18 protein-coding genes are annotated in these 24,378 nt (G+C 43.1%); all 18 read left to right on the top strand.

Features of this window, described 5'->3' with window-relative positions; all coding sequences use genetic code 11:
* The first annotated feature begins 7 nt into the window (after positions 1 to 7).
* The 18 genes from AAE250_RS03885 (at position 8) to AAE250_RS03970 (ending at position 24,377) form a co-directional block, all read left to right on the top strand.
* Positions 8 to 2,482 (top strand): sodium:solute symporter family transporter, encoded by a 2,475-nt coding sequence (locus tag AAE250_RS03885; RefSeq protein WP_294600904.1) that lies wholly within the window; start codon positions 8 to 10, stop codon positions 2,480 to 2,482.
* A 30-nt stretch (positions 2,483 to 2,512) separates the two neighbouring features.
* Complete coding sequence (locus tag AAE250_RS03890) at positions 2,513 to 3,430, top strand: dihydrodipicolinate synthase family protein (RefSeq protein ID WP_294600906.1); 918 nt, start codon at positions 2,513 to 2,515, stop codon at positions 3,428 to 3,430.
* Positions 3,431 to 3,692: 262 nt separating this feature from the next.
* Positions 3,693 to 6,779 carry a SusC/RagA family TonB-linked outer membrane protein gene (locus tag AAE250_RS03895; RefSeq protein ID WP_294600907.1) on the top strand — a complete coding sequence of 1,029 codons (3,087 nt, stop codon included), beginning with the start codon at positions 3,693 to 3,695 and terminating at the stop codon, positions 6,777 to 6,779.
* A 31-nt stretch (positions 6,780 to 6,810) separates the two neighbouring features.
* Positions 6,811 to 8,304 carry a RagB/SusD family nutrient uptake outer membrane protein gene (locus AAE250_RS03900; protein ID WP_294600909.1) on the top strand — a complete coding sequence of 498 codons (1,494 nt, stop codon included), beginning with the start codon at positions 6,811 to 6,813 and terminating at the stop codon, positions 8,302 to 8,304.
* A gap of 13 nt (positions 8,305 to 8,317) precedes the next feature.
* Positions 8,318 to 9,949 carry a sialidase family protein gene (locus AAE250_RS03905; protein WP_294600911.1) on the top strand — a complete coding sequence of 544 codons (1,632 nt, stop codon included), beginning with the start codon at positions 8,318 to 8,320 and terminating at the stop codon, positions 9,947 to 9,949.
* A gap of 29 nt (positions 9,950 to 9,978) precedes the next feature.
* Positions 9,979 to 10,647, top strand: a complete 669-nt coding sequence (locus AAE250_RS03910) for a D-lyxose/D-mannose family sugar isomerase (RefSeq protein ID WP_294600912.1) — start codon at positions 9,979 to 9,981, stop codon at positions 10,645 to 10,647.
* A 5-nt stretch (positions 10,648 to 10,652) separates the two neighbouring features.
* The gene (locus AAE250_RS03915) at positions 10,653 to 11,738 is read left to right on the top strand and encodes an aldose epimerase family protein (protein ID WP_294600914.1); all 1,086 of its coding nucleotides are present in this window, start codon (positions 10,653 to 10,655) and stop codon (positions 11,736 to 11,738) included.
* Entirely contained in the window at positions 11,735 to 12,814 is a 1,080-nt protein-coding gene (locus tag AAE250_RS03920) for a metallophosphoesterase (protein ID WP_294600915.1), read from the top strand. Before AAE250_RS03915 ends, AAE250_RS03920 begins: the two co-directional genes overlap by 4 nt.
* Before the next feature lie 46 nt (positions 12,815 to 12,860).
* Positions 12,861 to 13,418, top strand: a complete 558-nt coding sequence (locus tag AAE250_RS03925) for a YhcH/YjgK/YiaL family protein (protein WP_294600917.1) — start codon at positions 12,861 to 12,863, stop codon at positions 13,416 to 13,418.
* Between the two features lie 115 nt (positions 13,419 to 13,533).
* A complete protein-coding gene (proS, locus tag AAE250_RS03930; RefSeq protein ID WP_294600918.1) occupies positions 13,534 to 15,027 on the top strand; it encodes a proline--tRNA ligase in 1,494 nt (497 codons plus the stop codon).
* 237 nt (positions 15,028 to 15,264) lie between these two features.
* Entirely contained in the window at positions 15,265 to 15,447 is a 183-nt protein-coding gene (locus AAE250_RS03935) for a hypothetical protein (protein ID WP_294600920.1), read from the top strand.
* A gap of 237 nt (positions 15,448 to 15,684) precedes the next feature.
* Entirely contained in the window at positions 15,685 to 16,824 is a 1,140-nt protein-coding gene (locus AAE250_RS03940) for a glycosyltransferase family protein (protein WP_294600921.1), read from the top strand.
* 40 nt (positions 16,825 to 16,864) lie between these two features.
* Entirely contained in the window at positions 16,865 to 18,913 is a 2,049-nt protein-coding gene (locus tag AAE250_RS03945; protein ID WP_294600923.1) for an RNA degradosome polyphosphate kinase, read from the top strand.
* Positions 18,914 to 18,918: 5 nt separating this feature from the next.
* Positions 18,919 to 19,830 (top strand): Ppx/GppA phosphatase family protein, encoded by a 912-nt coding sequence (locus AAE250_RS03950; protein ID WP_294600925.1) that lies wholly within the window; start codon positions 18,919 to 18,921, stop codon positions 19,828 to 19,830.
* Positions 19,831 to 21,065: 1,235 nt separating this feature from the next.
* A complete protein-coding gene (locus AAE250_RS03955) occupies positions 21,066 to 21,587 on the top strand; it encodes a UpxY family transcription antiterminator (protein WP_446715727.1) in 522 nt (173 codons plus the stop codon).
* Between the two features lie 17 nt (positions 21,588 to 21,604).
* Positions 21,605 to 22,081, top strand: coding sequence for a UpxZ family transcription anti-terminator antagonist (locus AAE250_RS03960; protein WP_342288727.1), 477 nt, complete (start codon positions 21,605 to 21,607; stop codon positions 22,079 to 22,081).
* A gap of 64 nt (positions 22,082 to 22,145) precedes the next feature.
* Entirely contained in the window at positions 22,146 to 23,117 is a 972-nt protein-coding gene (locus AAE250_RS03965) for an SDR family oxidoreductase (protein ID WP_342288728.1), read from the top strand.
* A gap of 210 nt (positions 23,118 to 23,327) precedes the next feature.
* Entirely contained in the window at positions 23,328 to 24,377 is a 1,050-nt protein-coding gene (locus AAE250_RS03970; protein ID WP_342288729.1) for an EpsG family protein, read from the top strand.
* Position 24,378 lies beyond the last annotated feature (1 nt).

Raw genomic sequence — 24,378 nt, forward strand, 5'->3', positions numbered from 1 at the left:
GTAGCAAATGGCACGAGTTATAAATTATGGTGTTGCATTGATATGTCTTTGCTTGTTGGGGTATCAGAGTTTGAGAGCCGCGAATACTTCTAATACTGAACAAATAAAGTGGGGTACGGAGAGTATTCTTTACGAAGGAAATGGTCTATTAGGAACTTTTGGAGGTGTACTTGATGGACAAATAGTTCTGACAGGCGGAACTTCTGCCGATTTTAGTCAGTGGGGAAGAAATGCAATATGCTTGTCAGGAAACGTTGGGTTCGATTTATATGAAGATATCTTATTCAGACCGTTAGCTTATGGTACTTCTATAGTGCTTCCTGATGGCATATTATGTATTGGAGGACGCGATTCTCATAAATGTTATAGGGAGGTGTTTCTTATTACAAAGCAACAGGGTAAACTCAAAATCTCGGAGGATTGGCCGTTGCTTCCCATTCCATTGTCAAATGCAGCAGGAGTATTACTTGATAATAAGGTCTATATCATTGGGGGAAGAGAATCAATCAAACCTTTTAAATTATCAGAATCGTTTTTTGTTTTGGATTTATCAAATAAAGAAAGAGGATGGAGAGAATTACCGGTATGTCCAGGAGGTGTTCGAGAGAATGCAATTTGTGTAGTACAGAATAATGGTGTTTCTCCTTGTTTGTATCTTATTGGGGGGCAAACGGAAACGGAAGAAAATTCCTTATCCTATTTGACTGATGGATATGTATATAATCCTCAGCTAAATAGATGGAGCTCTTTAGGTTCAGACTTTCCTAAAGGATTATGTGCAGCCATTTCTAGTGGGGCCAACCATGTTCTTCTTTTTCAGAAAGAATCGGGGGATACAGTGCAGTTCAAGAAGGAAAATATTTTATGGAAATACCATACAATTACGCAAACTCTGATAAAGTCTGAAGTCATACCATATCCATATGACATTGCAAAAGTTTTGTATCGGAATCAATCATTCTTTATAATAGGTAATGATGCCAATTTTGGCACAAATAAATTGTACGGCCTTCAAGGTGATATTATTCCTTTTAAAAAAGGGTTGGGTGTTGTCAATATCCTTGTGATTATTGGTTATTTTGCTGTATTGGCTGGAATAGGAATCTACTTTTCACGTCGTCAGAAAAATACAAACGATTATTTTAAGGGTGGAGGACGTATTCCATGGTGGGCTGCTGGTTTGAGCCTTTTTGGAACAGCTTTGAGTGCCATTACGTTCATGGCCATACCCTCTAAGGCATATGCCACCAATTGGAGCTATGTATTGTTCAATATTGGCATTTTACTTGTTGCACCAATTATTGTTTCTGTTTTTATTCCTTTTTTCCGAAAGTTGAATATAACGACTGCCTACGAATATTTAGAAATACGTTTTAATGCATTTATCCGTGTTATTTGTAGTATGGCTTTTATTATCTTCCAGATTGGGCGTATGGGAGTTGTGCTTTTTCTGCCCTCTATTGCTTTGAATGTTGTAACAGGGTTGGATATATTCCTATGTATAGGCATTATGGGTGCCTGCAGCATTTTATATACAATGATTGGAGGAATAGAAGCTGTAGTATGGACCGATGCTATTCAAGTAATTATCTTGTTAGGAGGAGCTATATTTGCAGTGGTATATATATCGTGTTCTCTCCCTGGCGGTTTGGGCGAGACTATTGATATTGCAGTAGCAAATGGTAAATTTGATTTGGGAACGACAAATTTTAATTTAAAAGATGCTACGATGTGGACTGTCATTATTGCTGCATGTTTTACGCACCTTACTACCTATGGAACTGATCAAAGTATGGTACAGCGTTATCTCACTACTTCCTCAATGAAAGAAGCCCGGAAAAGTGTGTGGACCAATGCGATATTGACTGTTCCCGCTACTCTTATTTTCTTCTTTATAGGTACTTCACTTTATGCATATTATAAAGTATACCCTGAAAATTTAACTATTAGTATTCCTAATGGCGATGCTATTTTCCCTTGGTACATTTTTACCCAATTACCAATCGGTGTTGTTGGATTGCTTATCTCGGGTATTTTTGCAGCAGCAATGTCTACTCTTAGTGGTAGTATGAATTCGGCAGCTACAGCTTATATTGTAGATATTTATTCCCGTTTTCTGCACAAAGGCGATTACGGAAACGAATTGCGTGCAGCACGTATTGCAACATGTGTAATAGGGATAATCAGTTTGTCCTTTGCCTTTCTTATGGCAACATGGAATATTGCATCATTATGGGATGAATTCAACAAGATACTTGGGCTTATATTAGGAAGTATGGGAGGGCTGTTTATGCTGGGAATGCTCACTAAACGCGCCAATTCCAGTGGAGCGATCATAGGAATCGTAGTGAGTATCATTGTACAACTATTTGTGGCTAAATTTCAAATGTTTCACTTGCTTTTATATACAGCCTCCGGATTCATTTCATGTTTTTTCGTTGGTTATTTGGCAAGTTTGTTCTTCAAAGAAAAGGAGGTTTAAACCTTTCATTAATTATAATTACTCTAATTTATGAATAAACAATTTTTAACAGGATTAATTGCTGCGCCATTTACGCCAATGTACGAAGATGGTTCCTTAAATTTGCAGGTGATCGAGCCGTATGCGGAGTTTTTAATTAAAAAGAAATGCGTGACGGGAGTATTTATTTGTGGTACGACAGGAGAATCTGTGTCTCTGACAACAGAAGAACGTAAAGCTGTTGCAGAAAAATGGATCGAGGTAGCTAAAGGGAAGTTAAAGGTTATAGTGCATGTAGGTGGTATGTCACAAGTTCAGTGTTCTGAATTGGCAGCCCATGCTCAAACTATCGGGGCAGATATGATAGCAGCTATGGCGCCTTGTTTTTTCAAACCTGGCTCTGTGAATGATTTGATAAGTTTTTTTAAACCGATAGCGGCTTCTGCATCCCGACTGCCGTTCTATTACTATAACATGCCATCTATTACTGGCGTGTCATTACCGGTACATACTTTTCTTTCGGAAGGTAAGAAGCAGATTCCAAATTTGGTAGGAGTGAAGTTTACTCACAACAATCTGATGGAGATGCAGCAATGTATCCATGTGGATAACGGAGCTTTTGAAGTTTTACATGGCTTTGATGAAATATTGATTACCGGACTTTCAATCGGAGTTAAATCTGCAGTAGGAAGTACGTATAATTATGTTCCGGGGATATATAAATGTATGATGGAAGCCATGGAAAATGGAGATATTGATACGGCTCGTGAGATGCAGTGGAAGGCTGTAGAAATTATTGATATACTGATAAAACATGGTGGTGGAGTCAGAGCCGGTAAGATTTTCATGAAATTGGCTGGGATAGATTGTGGTCCGTGCCGCTTGCCGATAGCTCCTTGTTTCGAAAAAGAATTGGAAGAAACGCGAAATGAATTAAAGAATACTGACTTCTTTAAATATATTAATTAACTAAAAATGATATGCCTATGGAAATAATGCAATAAAGTATCTAAAGAAATAGCTCATTAGCCGAATAGAGCTTGAAACTTAAAAGGAGAGGGAGAAACGAGTATTGGTACTTCCCGTTTCTCCCCAAAATAAATTACCGAAACAATTTATTATTAAAATCGTAACAAAGATGAGAAAAATATTTCATTTTCCCCTCATAAGTTTTCTACTATTTTGTCCATTCTTACTTTGGGCACAAGAATTTAACCTATCAGGGATAGTAGTGGACAGCACAGGTGAAACTCTTCCAGGAGTTTCCATCGCTGTGAAGGGTACGACTCGAGGAGTTATTACGGATATGAATGGTGCTTTCCAGTTGAAAGTAAGCAAGGGGGAAACTCTTGTATTTTCCTATGTGGGCTATGATGAACAGCAAATCTTGATTACCAATCAAAAGATTCTTAACATCCAGATGGAACCGACTACTATGGGGTTGGATGAAGTGGTGGTCGTTGGTTATGGCACCCAATCCAAGCGTACTGTAACATCCGCCATCAGTAAAGTGGATGGAGAAACATTGAAGGCAACTCCTATCAATACTGTGGGAGAAGGGCTGAAAGGTAAAATTGCGGGTGTACGTGTGTACAATGAGAATAACACTCCGGGTGCAGAGGCTACGTTCCTGATTCGTGGTGGTTCCTCTATCAGCCAGAGCAATTCTCCTCTTATATTAGTTGATGGTGTAGAGCGCAGCACGGCGGGTATCAATCCCAATGACATCGAATCTATCGAAGTCTTGAAGGATGCCGCTTCCTCTGCTATTTATGGCTCGCGTGCATCGAATGGAGTTGTCCTGATTACGACAAGAAAAGGAAAGAGTGGTGCTCCTCGAGTAACGTTTGAGGCTTCCTTTGCAAACGAGAATGTTGAACGAATGATTGAGTATCTGGATGCTACCCAAGCTGTTACTATCATGCGCGATCGTTGGGCTTCCGGACCCAGCCCGGAAAAGTTATACCTTGACGGATATGCTTATAGCTCCGGTAATACGGATGTTTCCAAGTTTTCTACCCGTTACCTGAGAGATGGAGAGAGTATTCCGGCAGGATGGAAGTCTGTGGCTGATCCACTGGATCCCAGTAAGACCTTGATTTTTGAAGATAATGACTGGGCCAGTACTTGTTTCAAGAATGCTCTTTGGCAAAATTATTATGTGGGGATAGAAGGAGGTACGGAAAAATTGAGCTATGTAGGCAGCATCGGCTATATGAAAGATTCCGGTGTAGGTGTAGGCACGGCATTCGATCGTTTCAATGCCCGTACTAATGTGACCGCCAAAATCAGAGAAAACCTGACTTTCAGCAGCAACATCGATTATAGTCAGACGAATAGTGAAGAATATGCCAGCCAGTATCAGGTAATTTCCCGCGGACTGATGACTCCGGCCGTTCAACGCAGATATTGGGTATCTGACAATGAATGGTACGGAACTCCGACCCCGGGTCCCAACTCTTCGTCTCCGAATCCGAGTTTTTACTCGTATTTCAATGATAACAACCAGCGTGCTAACCGTCTGGGACTGGTAGGTTCTCTTGATTGGGAAGTTTTGAAAGGATGGCATGCTGTGGGCACAGCTTCTTTGTTTACGCAAAACAGCCATGGAGATACATTCATGCGTGCCAACCCGATGAATGGAACGCGGAAAGCGACTACCAACATGACGGATGAGCAACGCAAGAAACTGGAATTCTACACCAGCTATACAAGAACGTTTGCCGATAAACACAGCATCAGCGCGATGGTAGGATATTCCTATCAGCAATATTTGTACAAGTATGTGTATGCTGCCACTACCGGACACAGCTCCGACAAGATACCGACATTGAACGGAGGTTCTGTCTATTCCGATGCAACGTCGACCAAGCAGGAAGATGTGAATATCGGTTATTTCGGCCGATTGAACTATGATTATCTGAAAAGGTACATGTTGACTGCTACTTTCCGTGAGGACGGCTCTTCTCGTTTTGCCAAAGGCAATCAATGGGGATTTTTTCCGGGGCTTTCTGTCGGATGGGTTATGAGTGATGAGCCTTTTATGCAGAATGTCGGTTTTATAAGTAATTTGAAGTGGCGTGGCAGCTATGGCCAAACGGGTAATAACTCTATCGGATATTATGATGCCTTGGGGCTGTATGCCATTACCACCAGCTACAATCAGGATGCGGCAACTGTTTCTTCTGCCATGCCCAACAAGGCTCTTGAGTGGGAGACTTCCACACAATTGGATTTAGGTTTTGATTTGGGTTTGTTCAAGAACCGCATCATATTGGGTATAGACTATTTCAATAAGATTACGGATAACCTGATTACTTCCAAAGTATTGCCCAATACGTCGGGATACGGTTCCATCCTTACCAATCTTGGAAAAGTACGTTTCCGTGGTTTCGATGCTGAAATAACAACACGTAACATTGCCAAGAAGGATTTCACGTGGGAATCTAAATTCACCATTACTTACGTAAAGAACAAGGTGCTTAAACTGCCCGAAAACGGACGGGACAAGAACCGCCAGGGAGGATACTCTGTAAAAATGCAGGATGGCACGACCAAAGAATTCGGAGGTGTTGCCGAGGGTGAACCGTTGGGTCGTTTCTATGGATATAAGAAAGACTTTATCATTACAACTCCCGAGCAGGCTGCCAATGCCCGTTATGACACCTCATCCAAAGGCTGGGACTGGACCACGAAAAAGAGCCTGGGTGTCGGAAAAAAGACAATCGGAGACTATGAGTGGAAAGATCTGAATGGAGACAATATCATCAATAGCAATGATATGTTCCTGCTGGGAAATACGATTCCCCATACAACTGGAGGTTTGAACAATACTTTCACCTACAAGGGCTTCACTTTGAATGTCTATCTTGATTTTGCTTTGGGGCACTCCATTTCCAATGGTTATCTGCAACGCCAAATGTGTAATTTCATGAATGGAAACACCAGCCTGCCTGCCGAAATCCTGAAATGCTGGAATGTGGGGGATGACCCGAATAAGGCTAAGTATGCCCGTTTCTCAGGCAATGACTCTGATGAGTTGAATAAGAATTTCCGGGACAACTCCGATGTTTTTACCCAGAAAGCCGATTATCTCTGTATCCGTGAAATCTCTCTGCAATATGCTCTGCCTCAGGCATTGCTGGCAAAGATTGGTCTGAAAGGGCTGGTATTGACCCTGGCCGGAAACAATCTGCACTATTTTACGGAAGTAATAGGCCTTTCTCCCGAAGTAGGTGCATCAAGCACTTATTCCGGCAGTTTCAACACCTATCCGCCTATCCGTAAGTTCTCTATCGGATGTAAAGTTACTTTGTGATAAAAGAAGTTTAATACGAAAAATAAGAATTATGAAAATAAAAATATTATCCGGCATTCTTCTTATAAGTGGGGTCTCGTTTTTTACATCATGTCATGGAGACCTGAATGTGATACAGCCCAGCCAGTTCACCAGCCTATCCATGTGGACAGAGGAGAGCGATGCTACGAGTGCAGTAAATGGAGCATATACCCAATTTCGTTCCGCCTTTTCCGATTTGCTCAATATCTATGGGGAGATGCGCTCAAACTGGTATGAGAGTGGGGCGGTAAATGATGCGTTTTTTAATAGAGTGGGTACGAACGTATTGCTGAGCGGCGATGCAGGTACAAATTGGAGTAGCATATATACTACAATAAACAGTGCAAATTTGATTCTGAAGCATACTCCGGAAATCTCTTTCGCCAATGAAGCTATACGCAATGAAGTGATGGCCAATGTCTATTTCCTGCGGGCATATTGCTACTTTACGCTGGTGCGGGTATTCGGTGATTGCCCGCTGCTGACTTCCGGTTTTGAGTCAGAAAAGCAGGAGGACATGTATCCCAGCCGTACGGCGGCCTCTGAAGTATATGCCCAGGTCGAAACCGATATAGAAGAAGCTTTAAGGTTGATGCCCGCTTCTTCCAAGCTTCTCCATAAGGCATCTCCGGCAGCCATCAACATGTTGCGTACCGAATATTACTTGTGGAAGGCAAAGCGTCTGGGGGGAGGAAATGCAGCTCTGAGTACGGCACAGTCTTCTGTTGATGCGGTATTGAAAGCCGGATATGCGCTTCTTCCTGCATTTGCCGATATTTTCAATTTAAACAATAAAGCCAATGCCGAGCTTATCTGGACATTGCCCTATATCATCAATGAAAATGTGACTCCGGGAACATCCCCTAACTTTTTTGCCTATTATCTGGCACTTAACGGTGACAGAACCCGGTTGAGGGAAGCTGGATATACTGAAGATGAGGTTCCTGCCGGTTCCCATGCCCAGTATGTTGTGCCTACGCAAGCCTATTGTGACTTTCTGGCTGAGGATGCACGTGACACGCGTACGGATGTTTCGGTACGGGTATTCAAGGATAAGTTCCTGACGGAAGAAGTGCAGATTAAAAGGATGATTGTGAAGTTCAAAGGCTCCTTTGCCAATGATACGCGTAGTTTTGACAGTGATGTCCCTGTCTATCGCTTGGCTGAAGCCTATCTTTTGAAAGCTGAAGTGGAGAATGCCTTAGGAAATACGGATGCCGCCCTGCAGAATCTGAATGTAGTGGCCAAGCGTGCTTATGGGGTAGACAATTACTATACGGTAAGGACTCAGGATGCCATAGACAATGCCATTATCAGCGAAATACTGAAAGAGTTTGTTGCAGAATCAAAAGCATGGTGGGCATACCTTCGCTTTAATAAGGAATTCGAGCTTATTGAAACCTTGAAGGGGCGTGAAGGGGAGAAGAATGTTACGTTGTGGCCTATTGCTCCTGCCTGTCTCAATACTAATCCGAATATAACACAAACTGAAGGTTACAAATAAATATTGAGATGATATGAGATGTAAGACTATACTTTTACTGGTCTTGTCTGCTTGGGGCATCATGGCATGCCAAAATTATACGGATAAGATAACGGTGGAGATTCGGCAACCGATATATCCGGTGCTGACGTTGAAAGAGCATAATCCGGTATTGTGTCTGCGTCTGATTAGGAATAGCGGCGTGGCATATCAGTTGGAAAAGATAAACTTCACTTTGGATGGAACTGTCCGTTCCGGCGATGTCGTTTCCGCTTCGCTGTTCTTAGATGAGAATTGCGAGCAGGTCTGTACAAGTGCCAAACCGGTGAACAAACAATTGAGTTTTAAGGTAGGCCGGCAGATAGAGGAAGATACACTGACATGCTGGGTGACACTCCGATTGAGGGATGATGCGGCACAGGCTACAAGCAGGATTGAGATCTCATGCAATAGTGTTCAGACAGATCTGGGGCTGGCGGGCATCCGCCAGTTGCCCGCAGTAAAGCCGCTCCGTATAGGAGTGGCCCTGCGGCAGTCGGGTCAGGACGGAGTACATACTTCCCGCATTCCCGGATTAGTAACTTCGACGAAAGGTACCTTGCTGGCCTTGTATGATGCACGCAATGAAAGAGATGACGATTTGCAGGGCGACATTGATATTGCCATCAATCGCAGTGAAGATGGAGGGCGGACTTGGCAACCTATGCAGACTGTTCTGGATATGAAAGAATGGGGCGGGCTACCTCAGAAATATAATGGAGTGAGTGATGGTTGCATCTTGTCGGATGATTTCACCGGAGACCTCTATGTCATAGGGTTATGGATGCACGGAGTCTTGGACCCCAAGACGGGCAAATGGATAGAGAATCTTACCGATACCTCGACCGTATGGAACCACCAGTGGCGTGCGCACGGTTCTCAGCCGGGATATGGTGTCAAACAAAGTTCTCAATTCCTGATTAGTAAGAGTACCGATGACGGACTTACCTGGAGTGAGCCGCGTAACATCACCCGCCAAGTAAAAAAGGAAAAATGGTGGCTGCTCGCTCCCGGACCGGGTCGTGGCATCACAATGGAAGATGGTACATTGGTATTTCCGGTAGAGGGGCGGAACGAAGACGGGCTTCAGTTCTCTACAATCATGTGGAGTAAAGACAAGGGCGAAAACTGGACCGTAGGCGAACCGGCCTACTACAATACCAACGAATGTCAGGTGGTAGAACTTTCAGATCATTCCTTGATGTTGAACATGCGTGAGCGCAGCAACCGGGGACGTCAGGAAGGTAATGGGCGGGCCATTGCCGTCACTGCCGATTTGGGGAAAACGTGGACGGAACATCCCACGTCGCGCAGAGCTCTCATTGAACCGGCTTGCCAGGCATCCTTGCTGCGTCATGATTATATTGAAGACGGAGAAGAACGTCATGTATTACTCTTTGCCAATCCTAATTCAAAAGAGCGCCGTAACAACATTACCATTAAGGTGAGTTTCGATGACGGGCAAACTTGGCCCGAGGAGTATTGGATGTTGTTGGATGAAGGTAGGGGGGCGGGGTACTCTTGCATGACTTCCATTGACGAGCATACCATAGGCATCTTTTATGAGGGGAGTCAAGCCGACATTCAGTTCCAGGCTATCCCGCTGAAAGAATTATTGAAGAAATAAAAGTATAACACCTTAAAAAATAGACAAATATGAAACGCAGTGAAATCAATCAATATATCCGCGAGGCCAAAGCATTTATGACAAAGTATCACTTCATGCTGCCGCCATGGGCGGACTGGACTCCGGACGACTGGAAAAGCAAAGGACCGGAATGTAATGATATCCGGGAAAGAGCCATGGGCTGGGACCTGACTGACTTCGGCTGGGGAGATTTCCTGAAAATCGGCCTGACTCTGGTAACCCTCCGTAATGGAAGTTTGCAGAAGAAAGACAAACCCTATTGTGAAAAGATTATGTTTGTCCGCTGCGGACAAGTTACTCCCACCCATTTCCATTGGCTGAAAACGGAAGACATCATCAACCGGGGTGGAGGAATCCTCTGCATGCGTCTGTGGAAGGCCGACAAGGAAACTGAAGCGCTGACTGAAGAACCGCTTGTCGTTTCCATCGACGGAGTCAGTACACGGGTAGCTCCCGGAGAAACGGTGCGTCTTGCTCCCGGACAAAGCATTTGTTATGAGCCTTATCTCTACCATACTTTCTGGGCCGAAGACGACCATTGTCTGGTAGGCGAAGTCTCTACGGTGAACGATGACATGAGGGACAACCGTTTCCTCACCCCCAAGGGGCGTTTCCCGCAGATAGAAGAGGATGTTCCGGCCGAACATCTGTTGTGCAACGAATATCCCGAAGTTTAGAAAGTATGAAAGATAAGACCAACCTGACGGGATTGAATCCCGATGATTTCCGGTCCGTAATCAACGGAAAGGATACCGGCCTTTATATACTGCGCAATGGTAGCGGTATGGAGATGTGCGTCACGAACTACGGGGCCATCGTCTTATCCATCATGGCTCCTGATTGTCATGGTAAGTTTGAAAATGTCGTCATAGGCTTCGATACGCTGGAAGAGGCCCGCAGGCAAAGCAAGGACTATTATATAGGAGCTACTATAGGCCCCGTAGCCGGACGCATATTGCACGGCGCTTTCCGTGTAGGAGAAAAAGATTATCACTTACAGCTTAACTCTGTTTCTAATACTCTGCACAGTGGTGATAACGGTTTTCACACGGTGGTGTGGGAAACACAGCAACCGTGTGAAAACCAACTTCTTCTCCGTCATTTCCATGCCGATGAAGAAGCCGGTTTTCCGGGCAATGTTACGGTAAGGATGATGTATACCTTGACGGATGACAATGGGTTTCGCATAGATTATGAGGCGGAGACAGACCATGACACCTTGTTCTGTCCCACCAATCATGCCTATTTTAACCTGGCGGGCATGGGAACTCCCACTACTTCCATTGAAGACCATTTGGTGAGGATAAACGCGGATTTCTATCTGCCTATCGACATGAATACGAACAATACCGGCGAAGTCAGGGCAGTGGGCGGTACGCCTTTTGATTTCCGCGACTACCATTCCATAGGCGAACGCATCAACCGGAAAGACTTGCAGCTGCTCAACGGCCACGGTTATGACCACTGTTTTGTCCTGAAGAAACCCGCACTGCATGAGCTCTCTTTTGCCGCCACCTGCATCAGTCCGTCCAGTGGGCGCAGAATGGATGTCTATACCACAGAGCCGGGGCTTATTATGTACACCGGCAATTATTTGCCGGGCTTCACGGGCATGCATGGCACTGTGTATCCGCGTCGTAGCGCCGTCTGCTTTGAAACCCAGTGTTTTCCCGATACACCGAACAATCCGCATTTCCCCTCCATCGTATTACGTGAAGGAAACATTTATAAACAGACATGTATTTACCAATTCAGTACGCAACCATGAAAAACAGAATCATTCTTTGTTTGGGATGCCTGCTGGCATTCCTCCAGCTTCGGGCACAAGTCAATACCAACCAGCAGCACTTGTGCAATCCTAATTCTTTTTCCATCGTCCTGCTGGGCGATCCGCAAAACTATGTGAAGTATGACTATAACCAACCGGTTTTTGAACTGATGACGGCATGGACCGCCCATCATGTAGACTCCCTCCATGTGAAGGCAGTACTTTGTACGGGTGACCTGGTAGATCAAAATGAATGTATTCTCCCTCCCTTCCCGCGTTTCGGGAATCTCACGAGCCGCGAGCAGTGGACATTTGTGTCGCGGGCTTTCGGGCGGTTGGACAACAAAGTCCCTTATCTCATTTCTACCGGAAACCATGATTATGGCTACACCCGTTCGGAGAACTCGATGACCCGTTTCCCGGAATATTTCCCGATAGAGCGCAACAGCCAATGGAAAAAGACCATCGTGGCTGCAACCAATAATAGAAACGGCCTGCCTACGCTAGAGAATGCCGCTATGGAGATAACGGACGAGCATTGGGGGAGGATATTGATTATTGCCGTTGAATTTGCCCCGCGTGATGAGGTCTTGTCATGGGCAAGGGAACTGGTGGCTACCCCACGCTTCAAAGACCACACAGTGATTCTCATCACCCATTCCTATCTTACCGGCTTCGACAGCAAGCGTATCAACAAGGAAGGCTATAAGATAACTCCGTCCAATACGGGTGAAGGCATCTGGCAGAAGCTGGTGCAACCTTCCGCCAACATCCGTCTTGTGCTGTGCGGACACTATGCCACTCCGAACGAACGGTGGGACTATACCACGGGATTCCGTACCGACAAGAATGCGGCCGGACACGATGTACACCAGATGATGTTCAACTGCCAGGCGTTGGGTGGCGGCATGAGTGGAAACGGAGGAGACGGCTGGCTGCGTCTGCTCGAATTCCTGCCCGACGGACACACGGTGCAGGTCAGGACCTATTCTCCGCTTTTCGGCTTTTCTCCCCAAACCAAGGACAAGGCATGGCGTACGGAATCATATGATCAGTTTCAATTCACGATAAAATAAAAATATGAAGCGTATATCAATTATTTATTTATTAATCTTTTTTTGTATGTATTTATCAGCACAGACAAGTCCGGCATGGACTGCCGGAAATGCGAAGAAGTGGATAAAGAGTAATGTCTGGGCTAATGGTTGGACTGTCTCTCCCCACAAATCAGTCAATGCAATTGAATTTGCCAGTCAATATCAAAAAAATAAAGATGTTTGGGATGCCGCTTTCCGTTTTCTTGCGGACCATGATTTGGAAGAACTGGCTGTCGGCAATCATGTCATTATAGAAGGAAAATGTTGGGCTACAGTGAGCGAATACATTCCGAAGGAAGTGGAGAAGGGGAACATTGAGAGCCACCGTCGTTTTGTCGATCTTCAGTATACCTTCCGGGGAAATGAGAAGATGGGGCTTGCCCGTGATGTCGAAGTTCGTCAGGAATATAATCCCCAGAAAGACGTTGCCTTTTACACGTCTTCCCGGATAAGATACTATTCTGCCGATGTGGATAGTTTCTTTCTATTTTTCCCTTCGGACATCCATCAGCCCTCTGTCCGTGGAAAGGGAGAGCCCGTTGAAAGCCGAAAGATTGTGATTAAAATAGAATATATAGATTAGTGTGTTTTCAATTCTACTAAAAATACTATTTGTTTTTCAAATAAATTTCCTTTAAAATTTGTACTTTTGCCGACTGTTTAGAGAAATCAATGAAAACTTTAAAAAACGAAATAGAATGGCAGTAGAATTGAAAGACCTGACCAAACGTAGTGAGAACTATTCTCAGTGGTACAACGAGTTGGTGGTAAAGGCCGATTTGGCAGAACAATCGGCTGTGCGCGGCTGTATGGTGATTAAGCCTTACGGATACGCTATTTGGGAGAAGATGCAGCGTCAGTTGGACGATATGTTCAAAGAAACGGGACATGTCAATGCTTATTTCCCCTTACTTATTCCGAAATCATTCCTCAGCCGTGAAGCAGAGCATGTAGAAGGTTTTGCGAAAGAATGTGCCGTAGTGACGCACTATCGTCTGAAAAACGACCCGAATGGCGGCGGCGTGGTAGTAGACCCTGCTGCCAAGCTGGAAGAAGAACTCATTATCCGTCCTACTTCCGAAACCATTATCTGGAATACATATAAGAACTGGATTAATTCATACCGCGATCTGCCTATCTTGTGCAATCAGTGGGCAAACGTATTCCGTTGGGAGATGCGTACCCGTCTCTTCCTGCGTACGGCGGAATTCTTGTGGCAAGAAGGCCATACGGCACACGCCACTCGCGAAGAGGCCGAAGAAGAAGCTGTAAGAATGCTGAATGTATACGGTGAATTTGCCGAAAAATACATGGCAGTGCCTGTTGTGAAAGGTGTGAAGTCGGCTAACGAACGTTTTGCCGGTGCACTCAATACTTATACCATTGAGGCGATGATGCAGGATGGTAAGGCTTTGCAGAGCGGTACTTCCCACTTCCTGGGACAGAACTTTGCCAAAGCATTTGATGTGCAGTTTGTCAATAAAGAGAATAAGCTGGAGTATGTGTGGGCAACATCTTGGGGGGTATCTACCCGCCTGATGGGTGCTCTTATCATGACTCACTCCGATGATAACGGTTTGGTACTGCCTCCGCACCTGGCTCCGATACAAGTGGTTATCGTGCCTATTTATAAGAATGCGGAAATGCTGGCCAAGATTGACGAGAAAGTGGCAGGCATCGTTGCCAAGCTGAAGTCGATGGGTATCTCCGTGAAGTATGACAATGCCGACAACAAGCGTCCGGGCTTTAAGTTTGCCGACTACGAGGTGAAGGGTGTTCCTGTACGCCTTGTGATGGGTGGCCGTGATTTGGAGAACAACACGATGGAAGTGATGCGTCGCGATACATTGGAGAAAGAAACCCGCTCTTGCGAGGGCATCGAAGCATATGTAAAAGACTTGCTCGAAGAGATGCAGGCAAATATCTATAAGAAGGCGCTCGATTACCGCAATAGCAAAATCACCAGCGTAGATAGCTACGAAGAGTTCAAGGAAAAGATAGAAGAAGGTGGCTTCATTCTGGCTCACTGGGACGGCACCACTGAAACAGAGGAAAAGATTAAGGAAGAAACCAAAGCAACTATCCGCTGTATTCCTTTCGAATCCTTCGTTCCGGGTGACAAAGAACCGGGTAAGTGTATGGTTACCGGTAAACCGTCTGCTTGCCGTGTGATTTTTGCACGATCTTACTAAGAGAATGTTTACTATCAAAACACGAGGCCTGGCATTTTACGAAGAAATGCCAGGCCTTGTGTTTTATGATGGTGCTTATAAAAATAAAAAATGAACTACTCTTCTACATAAGTAAGTATTCTTCCTATTCTTGGGGCGGCGATAGGACGAATTATTATTATTGTAACTTTATGTACATATTCTTGCAACATGCTCTTGCCACCTTTGCACTGTAAAAAAAAGAAAGGAGAACCGAATATGAAACTGAACAGAAATGACTATACCGTAGAGGCTTCGGCCGGCGGTGGCTTTTACGCTTATTTTATGAATAATGTGTTGTGCAGTGCTTACGGCGAAACACCTGACGAAGCCTGCAAGAACCTGGAACAAGTCGTTGACGATTTTGTCAGTGACATGTATATGGTAGAAGAATTTGTCTGATGCTTTGATTTTTACACACGAACAAATTCATCCTTTTTACGTATTAATTCCATAAATTCTCTTGAAGTCATGCCTGTGCGATGCCGGTGTGGCTTTTGTTTTTATAACCGAATTGTCACATTCTTTACACCCGTATGTAACACAAAAGCGTGACATTTGCGACAACTAAAAATGCAAGACTGATATAAACAAAAAGTAAAGTCCGCTGTTTCTTATAACTCATAACTCATAACTTTTATGAAAATTCTTTTTATCGTTCAAGGAGAAGGCCGGGGACATCTGACGCAAGCCATTACTATGGAAGAGCTGTTGCGTCGCAATGGTCACGAGGTAGTGGAAGTATTGGTCGGCAAGAGCAATTCACGCCGTCTGCCCGGTTTCTTTAACCGCAGCATCCAAGCTCCGGTGAAACGCTTCCTGAGTCCTAATTTTCTGCCTACACCGGCCAATAAGCGAGTCAGTCTTTCGCGCAGTGTGGCATATAATACAATAAAACTGCCTGCTTACGTCAAGAGCATGAACTATATACACCATCGCATAGAAGAAAGTGGTGCCGAGCTGGTCATTAACTTCTATGAACTGCTTACGGGATTGACTTACCTGCTTTACCGTCCTTCCGTACCGCAAATCAGCATCGGCCATCAATACCTCTTCCTGCATCGGGATTTTGAGTTTCCCGGCAAAAGCAGTTTCAACCTGTGGTTGCTTCGCTTTTTCACCCGGCTTACCTGCTTGGGTGCACAGCAAAAGCTGGCGCTTTCTTTCCGCGAGATGGAGGATGACGAAGAAGCACATATCCATGTCGTTCCGCCTTTGTTGCGCAGGGATGTTCTTTCGTGCGAGGGAACGGCGGGAGACTATCTTCATGGATACATGGTGAATGCCGGTTTCGGTGAGAGCGTTCGAGATTGGCATAACGCGCATCCCGAAGTGCCTCTTCACTTCTTTTGGGACAAGCAAGACGAAGAGGAAGTCTGCCGGGTGGACGATACGTTAAGTTTCCACCAGATAGACGATGTCAAGTTCTTACGCTACATGGCAGGTTGCAAGGCATACGCCACTACGGCCGGATTTGAGTCCGTCTGCGAGGCTATGTATCTGGGCAAGCCTCTGTTGATGGTTCCTGCCCACATTGAGCAGGATTGCAATGCTTACGACGCTGCCCTTACCGGTGCCGGTGTTGTTTCCGACGAATTTGATCTGGAGCGTTTGTTGGAATTCTCTGAAAATTATCGTCCGGATGCCGCTTTCCGTTACTGGGTGCGCAGTTGCGATTGGCGCATCCTGCGGCATATTGAGAATGACATGTCTCTTTCGCATTATCCGACTCCGGTTTTCCCGTATCCGCATTGTAATATACCCGACATAGTTTTGTAACGCATGTTGCCTAATTTTGTAGCAAATTTTGAAAGATAAGATGGCTAATAAGAAAGTTGTATCAGAAGCGTACGTTGATCGTGATTTGAGTTGGATGTACTTTAACCGCCGCATTTTGCAGGAAGCAACCCAGACACATGTGCCTTTATTGGAGAGATTGAGTTTTTTGGGTATCTATTCGAACAATCTGGATGAATTCTTCCGGGTTCGTATGGCTACGCTCGGTCGTATTGCCGAGTGTGAGGAGAGAAGCCTGCGTTCGGAACGGGAGCACGCCAAGCACCTCATCAAACAGATAAACAAGCTGAACAACAAGTATTCAAAAGAGTACGAACAAGCCATCCATAAGCTGACCCGTGAACTGTGTGAAGAGAATATCTATCTGCTGAAAGAAGATGAACTGGATGAAGAGCAGCAACAGTTTATCTGCCAATTCTATCGCCAAAGACTGAGCGGTTTTGTCAGTCCGGTGTGGTTCTCGACCGTCAAGCAACTGACCGACGAGACGGATGAGAATATCTACCTGGGCATCAAGATGCAGGCTACCGGAAAGAAAAGTTTCGATTATGCACTGATAGCGCTTCCGGTTGCTGAGTGCGGTCGTTTTGTACGTCTTCCGGATAAGGAGGGAAAAAGTTTCCTGATGTATCTGGATGATGTGATACGCTATTGCCTGCCGATGATTTTCTCCGGCTTGAATTACGAAACTTTTGAGGCGTATGCTTTTAAGTTTACCAAGGATGCGGAGATGGAGATAGATAATGACCTCCGTAACGGTATGCTGCAAAAAATCTCCAAAGGTGTGAAGAGCCGTAAGAAGGGAGACGCACTCCGAGTGATCTATGACAACAAAATGCCGAAAGATCTGTTGAAGCGCGTCATGAATAAACTAAGTCTGGACCAGCTCGATACGGTACAGGGCGGCGGACGCTATCACAACCATAAAGACCTGATGTCGTTTCCCGACTGCGGTCGCAAAGATCTGAAATATCCCGTATGGGAACCTATTATAAAACCCGAACTGAAGAGTGGCGAGAGTCTGCTGAAGCTGATACAGAAGGGCGACCGGTTTATCCACGTTCCTTATCATAGTTTCGACTATTATATCCGGGTACTGCAGGAAGCTGCTATTAGTAAGGAGGTGAAGGCCATCAAGACCACGCTCTATCGTCTTGCCAAAGACTCCAAGGTTGTGAAGGCACTGATTTGTGCTGCACGCAATGGTAAGAAAGTGACTGTCGTTATTGAACTGCTGGCACGTTTCGACGAAGCATCCAATATCGGATGGTCCAAAAAAATGCAGGATGCGGGTATTCATGTCATCTTTGGAGTGGAAGGATTGAAGGTACATTCCAAGATTACGCATATCTGTATGAAGACGGGGAATGATATTGCCTGTATCAGTACGGGAAACTTTCACGAAGGCAATGCCCGCATGTACACGGACTATATGCTGATGACTGCCGCCCGCAATGTGGTGCGTGATGTGGATAACGTTTTCGAGTTTATCGAAAAGCCTTATTCCCCTGTTCGTTTCAAGGAACTGCTGGTTTCACCCAACGAAATGAAGCAGAAGTTCATCCGGCTGATTAACGATGAAATCAAAAACAAGCAAGCCGGTAGACCTGCCTATATCCGTATCAAGATAAACCACATCACCGACGCTACAATGGTGAAGAAGCTCTACGAAGCATCTGCCAATGGCGTACCCATCGATCTGCTGGTACGTGGCAACTGCTCTTTGGTAACGGGTATTCCCGGCGTGAGCGACACGATACGTATAAATGGTATTATCGACCGTTATCTGGAGCATTCCCGCATCTTTATATTTGCCGCAGGTGGCGAAGACAAGACTTTTATCGGCTCGGCGGACTGGATGCCGCGCAATCTGGATAATCGTGTAGAGGTGATAACGCCCGTTTACGATCCGGAGATAAAAGCTGATTTACGAAAGGTCATCGACTTCGGCCTTCGGGATAACTGCCAGGGAAGCATTGTGGACGGGAGCGGGGAGAACCGCCCCTGGACAACGGACAGTGAAGTGCCTTTCCGGTCGCAGGAAGAATTGTATAAGAGCTATAAGTTATAAATTTTATGAGTAATAAGTGTTATGCTGCGATTGACATCGGCTCCAATGCCGTGCGGCTGTTGATAAAGAATGTCAAGGATAATGAGAACTTGGTGAACAAACGTCTTTCTAAGGCGATGATGCTTCGCGTGCCGTTGCGTTTGGGGTTTGACGTGTTCTCTTTGGGGGAGGTTTCCGAGGTGAAAGCAGTTAAGCTGCGCAGGCTGATGAAGGCTTTCCGTCAGCTGATGAAGATATACGAGGTTACGGACTACCGGGCTTGTGCTACCTCGGCCATGCGCGATGCCAGGAACGGGAAGTCTATCATCAAAAAGATTTTGAAGGATACGGGCATCAATATTGAGGTTATCGACGGACAGGAAGAAGCTCGTATGATATACAATAATCACATCGAGTGCCTGGAAGACCGTGCCGGGAATTATATTTATGTGGACGTTGGCGGTGGCAGTACGGAGATCAATCTGCTGATTAATGGCGAACTGGTGCAGTCCCTTTCTTATAATATAGGTACAGTGCGTATGCTGAGCAATGCTGTGAAAGAAGAGGTGTGGGTACAGATGAAAGATGACCTCACACGTCTGACAGTCGATTTCCGGGATATCAATATCATCGGTTCGGGTGGGAATATCAATAAGCTCTATCGCCTTGCCGACAAAAAGGATAAAAAGAAACTCCGTTTACCCGTTACTTCCTTGCAGGCATTGTACGATGCGCTGAAGCCGCTTACTCCCGAGCAACGTATGAAGGAGTTCAGTCTAAAGGCTGACCGTGCCGATGTAATTGTTCCTGCTGCCGAGATATTCCTGACGATTGCGGGGATTGTGAAGGCTGAATATGTACATGTGCCGGTGATCGGTCTGGCGGATGGTATTATTGATAACTTGTATGCTAAGAATTTGGAGGGTGAAGAAGGGTAATTATTAAGTTCGCCCAGAAATGAAAAGCGAGAGTATCTGTTATTCAGAGCGTATGCCATTCAGAGCGTAGCGAAGAATCTACTCCTTCTGTATAACATGACCGTATATAGAGAGAAGGGATTCTTCGCTACGCTCTGAATGACAGTAAGTTGATTTGTTGTATTGCAAAGAATTAATATCTTGTAATACAAGAAGTTAATATCGTGTTTACACGTTATTTGTATCGTGTAAACACGATGTTAACTTATTCTTTCCTCATCTTTTCTCCTTTTTGTTTTTTGTATTTTCTCCTACATCCTACACCTCCTGCTTAATGTTTTTATTGATAGACGATTACGGGTGTATAAGAGATGTATGAGGTGTATAAGGATAATTTATTTCTTCTACACCCACTTGCGGCTTTTCTCTGTTTCATTTCTTTATGTTATTCATAATTAGAACTTTATATTCCATTCTTTGTTGTCCGCCGTGTTGCGCTAATTCTTCTATTTAGCTTGTCCTTTTTACGCTTTTTGCTTATGGATAATGTTGCTGGGCTTTATCTCTAACTTCGTTTACCGATTGCGGGCTCTTCGGTTTCCATTCGTGGGCTCTATAGCCCCCATACCGCAACCGTTCGGCCCACAATTGAGGGACGAAGATATGGTATGTGTATATTGATATAATGTATTGTATATGTGGTATTTATGTGCGATTGATTCGCATGTTTATTACGGCTGTTCTGATTGTTATTGTGCGGGAAGTTATATAAAAATGAGATGGTAATTGCCTGAAAATCAAGGATGAAAAAGCGTTCTTTAAACGTTCGTTTAATGGACGCAAAGGTAAGAGCAAGAAATGAAATTACAAAATATTCCAAGAAATAAAATGCAAATCTTTTTCTGTTAAAAGCATATATTGTTATTTATCAATTAATTAAGAGTGTACAAGACTCCGATATTTAACATCTGCTTCAGTGGAAATTGCGTGATATTGGAGTAGGTGAAAAAGAGTGTCCATTAAACGAACGTTTAAAAGCCATTTTTTGCTAATAATCGCTTCGTTTATAATAGTTTATCGCAAGATAACTGAAAAATAACTATTTCGTCGCCTTCCTTCCGAGATGGTGGAGGGTTCTGAAATAAGATGGATGCACCAAAAGCATTAATAATAAACGCATTACATAATTTGACCGGGAGGTACTTCGCTACTCCGGTGTCCCCCAATAACATATTTTTGTGAACGAAAATATAGCAATGCACTGGTATGCAGTGCGTGTTACCTATAGTCGTGAGCTTGTTTTCAAGGAATATCTGGATGCGGAAGGCATTGAGAACTATCTTCCCATGCGCTACGAATACATTATGAAAAACGAGCGTCGCATGCGAAAACTGGTTCCTGCCATTCACAATTTAGTATTTGTTCGTTCCACCCGTGAGTGTATTGATGAGATTAAGAATAAACCTGGAATGAATATTCCGATTCGTTATATTATGGATCGTGAAACTCATCAACCCATTATTATCCCGGATTCCCAAATGCGTAGCTTCATTGCTGTTTCAGGAACTTACGATCAGGCAGTTCTCTATCTTGAACCTACCGAACTCAATATAACCAAAGGAACAAAAGTCCGTATCACCGGTGGTATCTTCGAAGGAGTGGAAGGTGAGTTTGTACGTATTCGCCATGACCGGCGGGTAGTAGTAAATATAGAAGGCGTCATGGCTGTTGCTACTACTTTTATACATTCTTCCCTCATAGAACCAATTGAACAATAATTAAAAATCAATCATAAATGAACGACAACGTTTCAACTTTGTATGCCCTTGCCCATGAACTTCTTTACTTGGGTACGGATGGGAAACCTATTTATAGCGATGACTTTACTCGCTTGAATCGTGAAGTTTATCAGTTGGCCAATGAATTGTATTCTTGCTGTGGGGCTACTCCTGAAGAGGAAGCAAAGCTCTGCCTTTCTCTTTTAATGGCCTATAATGCGACAGCTTATGATAATGGGGATAAGCAAGAACATATTCAAGGGGTACTGGATAGGTGCTGGGAAGTGCTGGATAAATTATCTCCTTCGCTTTTGAAGGTTCAGCTTCTAACATACTGCCATGAAGCAGTTTATGAGAAAGAATTAGCAGATCAAGCTTATTCTATTATTGATACATGGGATAAGGCGGCACTGACTTCGGAACAGATGGAAGCTGTTGAAGAACTGGAAAATACTATAAACTATAAGTATACTTACAAAATAGTAAAAAAATAGCTCCGTCTTTTTATCTACTTATTATAATACATTTGTAAATTCATGATCAAAATCTAATAATTATATGCAAACTGTTTTAGTAACTGGCGGAGCTGGTTTTATCGGCTCTAACCTCTGCGAGTCTTTACTTGCCCATAATTATAATGTAATCTGTCTAGATAACTTTTCAACGGGGAAGATTGAGAATATTCTATTTTTGTTTAATCAATATCCAAATACGTTTAAATTAATAGTTGGAGATATTCGCCATCTTGCTGACTGCCAAAAAGCAGTAAAAGGGGTTAATTATGTATTGCATGAAGCTGCTTTGGGATCTGTTCCACGGTCTATAAACGATCCGATAACGACAAATGACGTGAACATCGGTGGATTTTTAAATATGATAATTGCGGCTCGCGATGCAGGAGTAAAACGCTTTATATATGCAGCAAGTTCATCTACGTATGGTGATAGTGAATCACTCCCGAAAGTAGAAAATATAATAGGCAAACCATTGTCTCCTTATGCTGTAACTAAATATGTAAATGAACTTTATGCAGATGTTTTTTCTCGTACTTATGGTATTGAGTGCATAGGATTACGCTACTTTAATGTTTTCGGTCGTCGTCAGAACCCATTTGGTGCTTATGCTGCTGTTATACCATTGTTTGTGAAGAAATTAATGCTACATGAAAGTCTGGTGATCAATGGTGATGGAGAGTATAGTCGCGATTTTACTTACATAGACAATGTAATTCAAATGAATATACTGGCTATGACTACTACAAATCAAGAGGCTGTCAATCAAGTGTATAATACAGCTTTTGGAGAACATACTACTCTGAATCAACTGGTCAATTATTTGAAAGAGTACTTGGGCGAGTTTGATTCGGAAATAGCAAATGTAGAAGTTTTGCATGGTCCCAACAGAATTGGTGATATTCCTCATTCTTTAGCCTGCATAGACAAAGCAAGAAAGCTTTTGCAGTATAATCCTCAATATTCTATACGTCAGGGGCTAAAAGAAGCTTGTAATTGGTATTGGCGAAATTTATAAGAATATATTATAAAGAGTATTTATAGTAATTAGCTTTATGTTGTTTAATCTATTCTCTTATAACCTTTCCCGTCAGCAGTATGTTGATGTTTTATTAATTAAAATTGTGTGAGGATTAATAAAAAATGAATAGTGGTGGCACTGATGTGTTTACAATATTATGAGTGAAACAAATGATTTTGCAGAATAGGAAAACTAAAAAACGTAAGAATGATATTTGAATGTGCGATAGCTTTTGCGTTGACGGTCTCTGCACTTCTTTTTAAGCGTTCTAAAGCTGTAACAATATTGTTTTTTTGTTTTATGTGGCTCCTATTCGGTTGGAACTATTACAATGGAGATTATGATGCATATGAAACAATGTATAATAATCCAATATTCAATTTGGATATAAGTCAATATGAGGTAGGGTTTAGAGCTATTATTTTATGGTTCAATTTACTGGGCTTTACTTTTCAGGAATTTTATATAATAATATCTTTAGCTATTTTAATATTATGGTTGCGGTTTATATTGAAATTTTCCTCTACACCCGCTCTGTTTACAATCTGTTTCTTTTGGTTTTTTTTTCCACTAGATTATGTGCTGTTCAGGAATTTTTTGGCCATTTCTATTTTTCTTCAAGGTTTGTATAGTGTATTTATAAACTCAAAATATAAATATATAAAATTTTTATTTGCTGTAATTTTGGCTTCTTTCATTCATAGTAGTTCTATATTTTATGCAATAATGTTTTTGGCATTTATATTAAAACCACTATCTGTTAATAAAACAATAATTTTAATTGTAGTATTTACTATGTTTTTTTTCCTATTTGGAAGAAGTTTTGTTGGGCAAATAGGGAGTGTGCTTGGAACAGATAGATTAGATTATTATACGAGTACACCAGGAGTCTTCGTTATTAATTCTTTTTTTCAAATTATAAATGTATATTCAATTTTGTGTTTTTATTCAATAAAAGGACGTTTGCATTTAAATCATAGCAATATTGATACATATATTTTAAATATAAATGTACTATTACTGTTGCTAATTATATCTTATGCCTTTGTGGCTATTACAGTAAGGGTCTTTCGGCATATTGCTATTATAAATATTATATATATGCTAAATAATATGCAATATCTGAAGAGTCAAGAATATAGATGGCAGTATAAATTATTGTTGTTGTTATATGTCATCTCTTTTGTGAGATTTTATATACTTTATTTGGATGATACGATCTATTCTCTATTTAAGTATAATCTGATATTTCCTTGAA

Source organism: Bacteroides sp. GD17 (assembly GCF_038448625.1).
Taxonomy (GTDB): Bacteria; Bacteroidota; Bacteroidia; order Bacteroidales; family Bacteroidaceae; genus Bacteroides.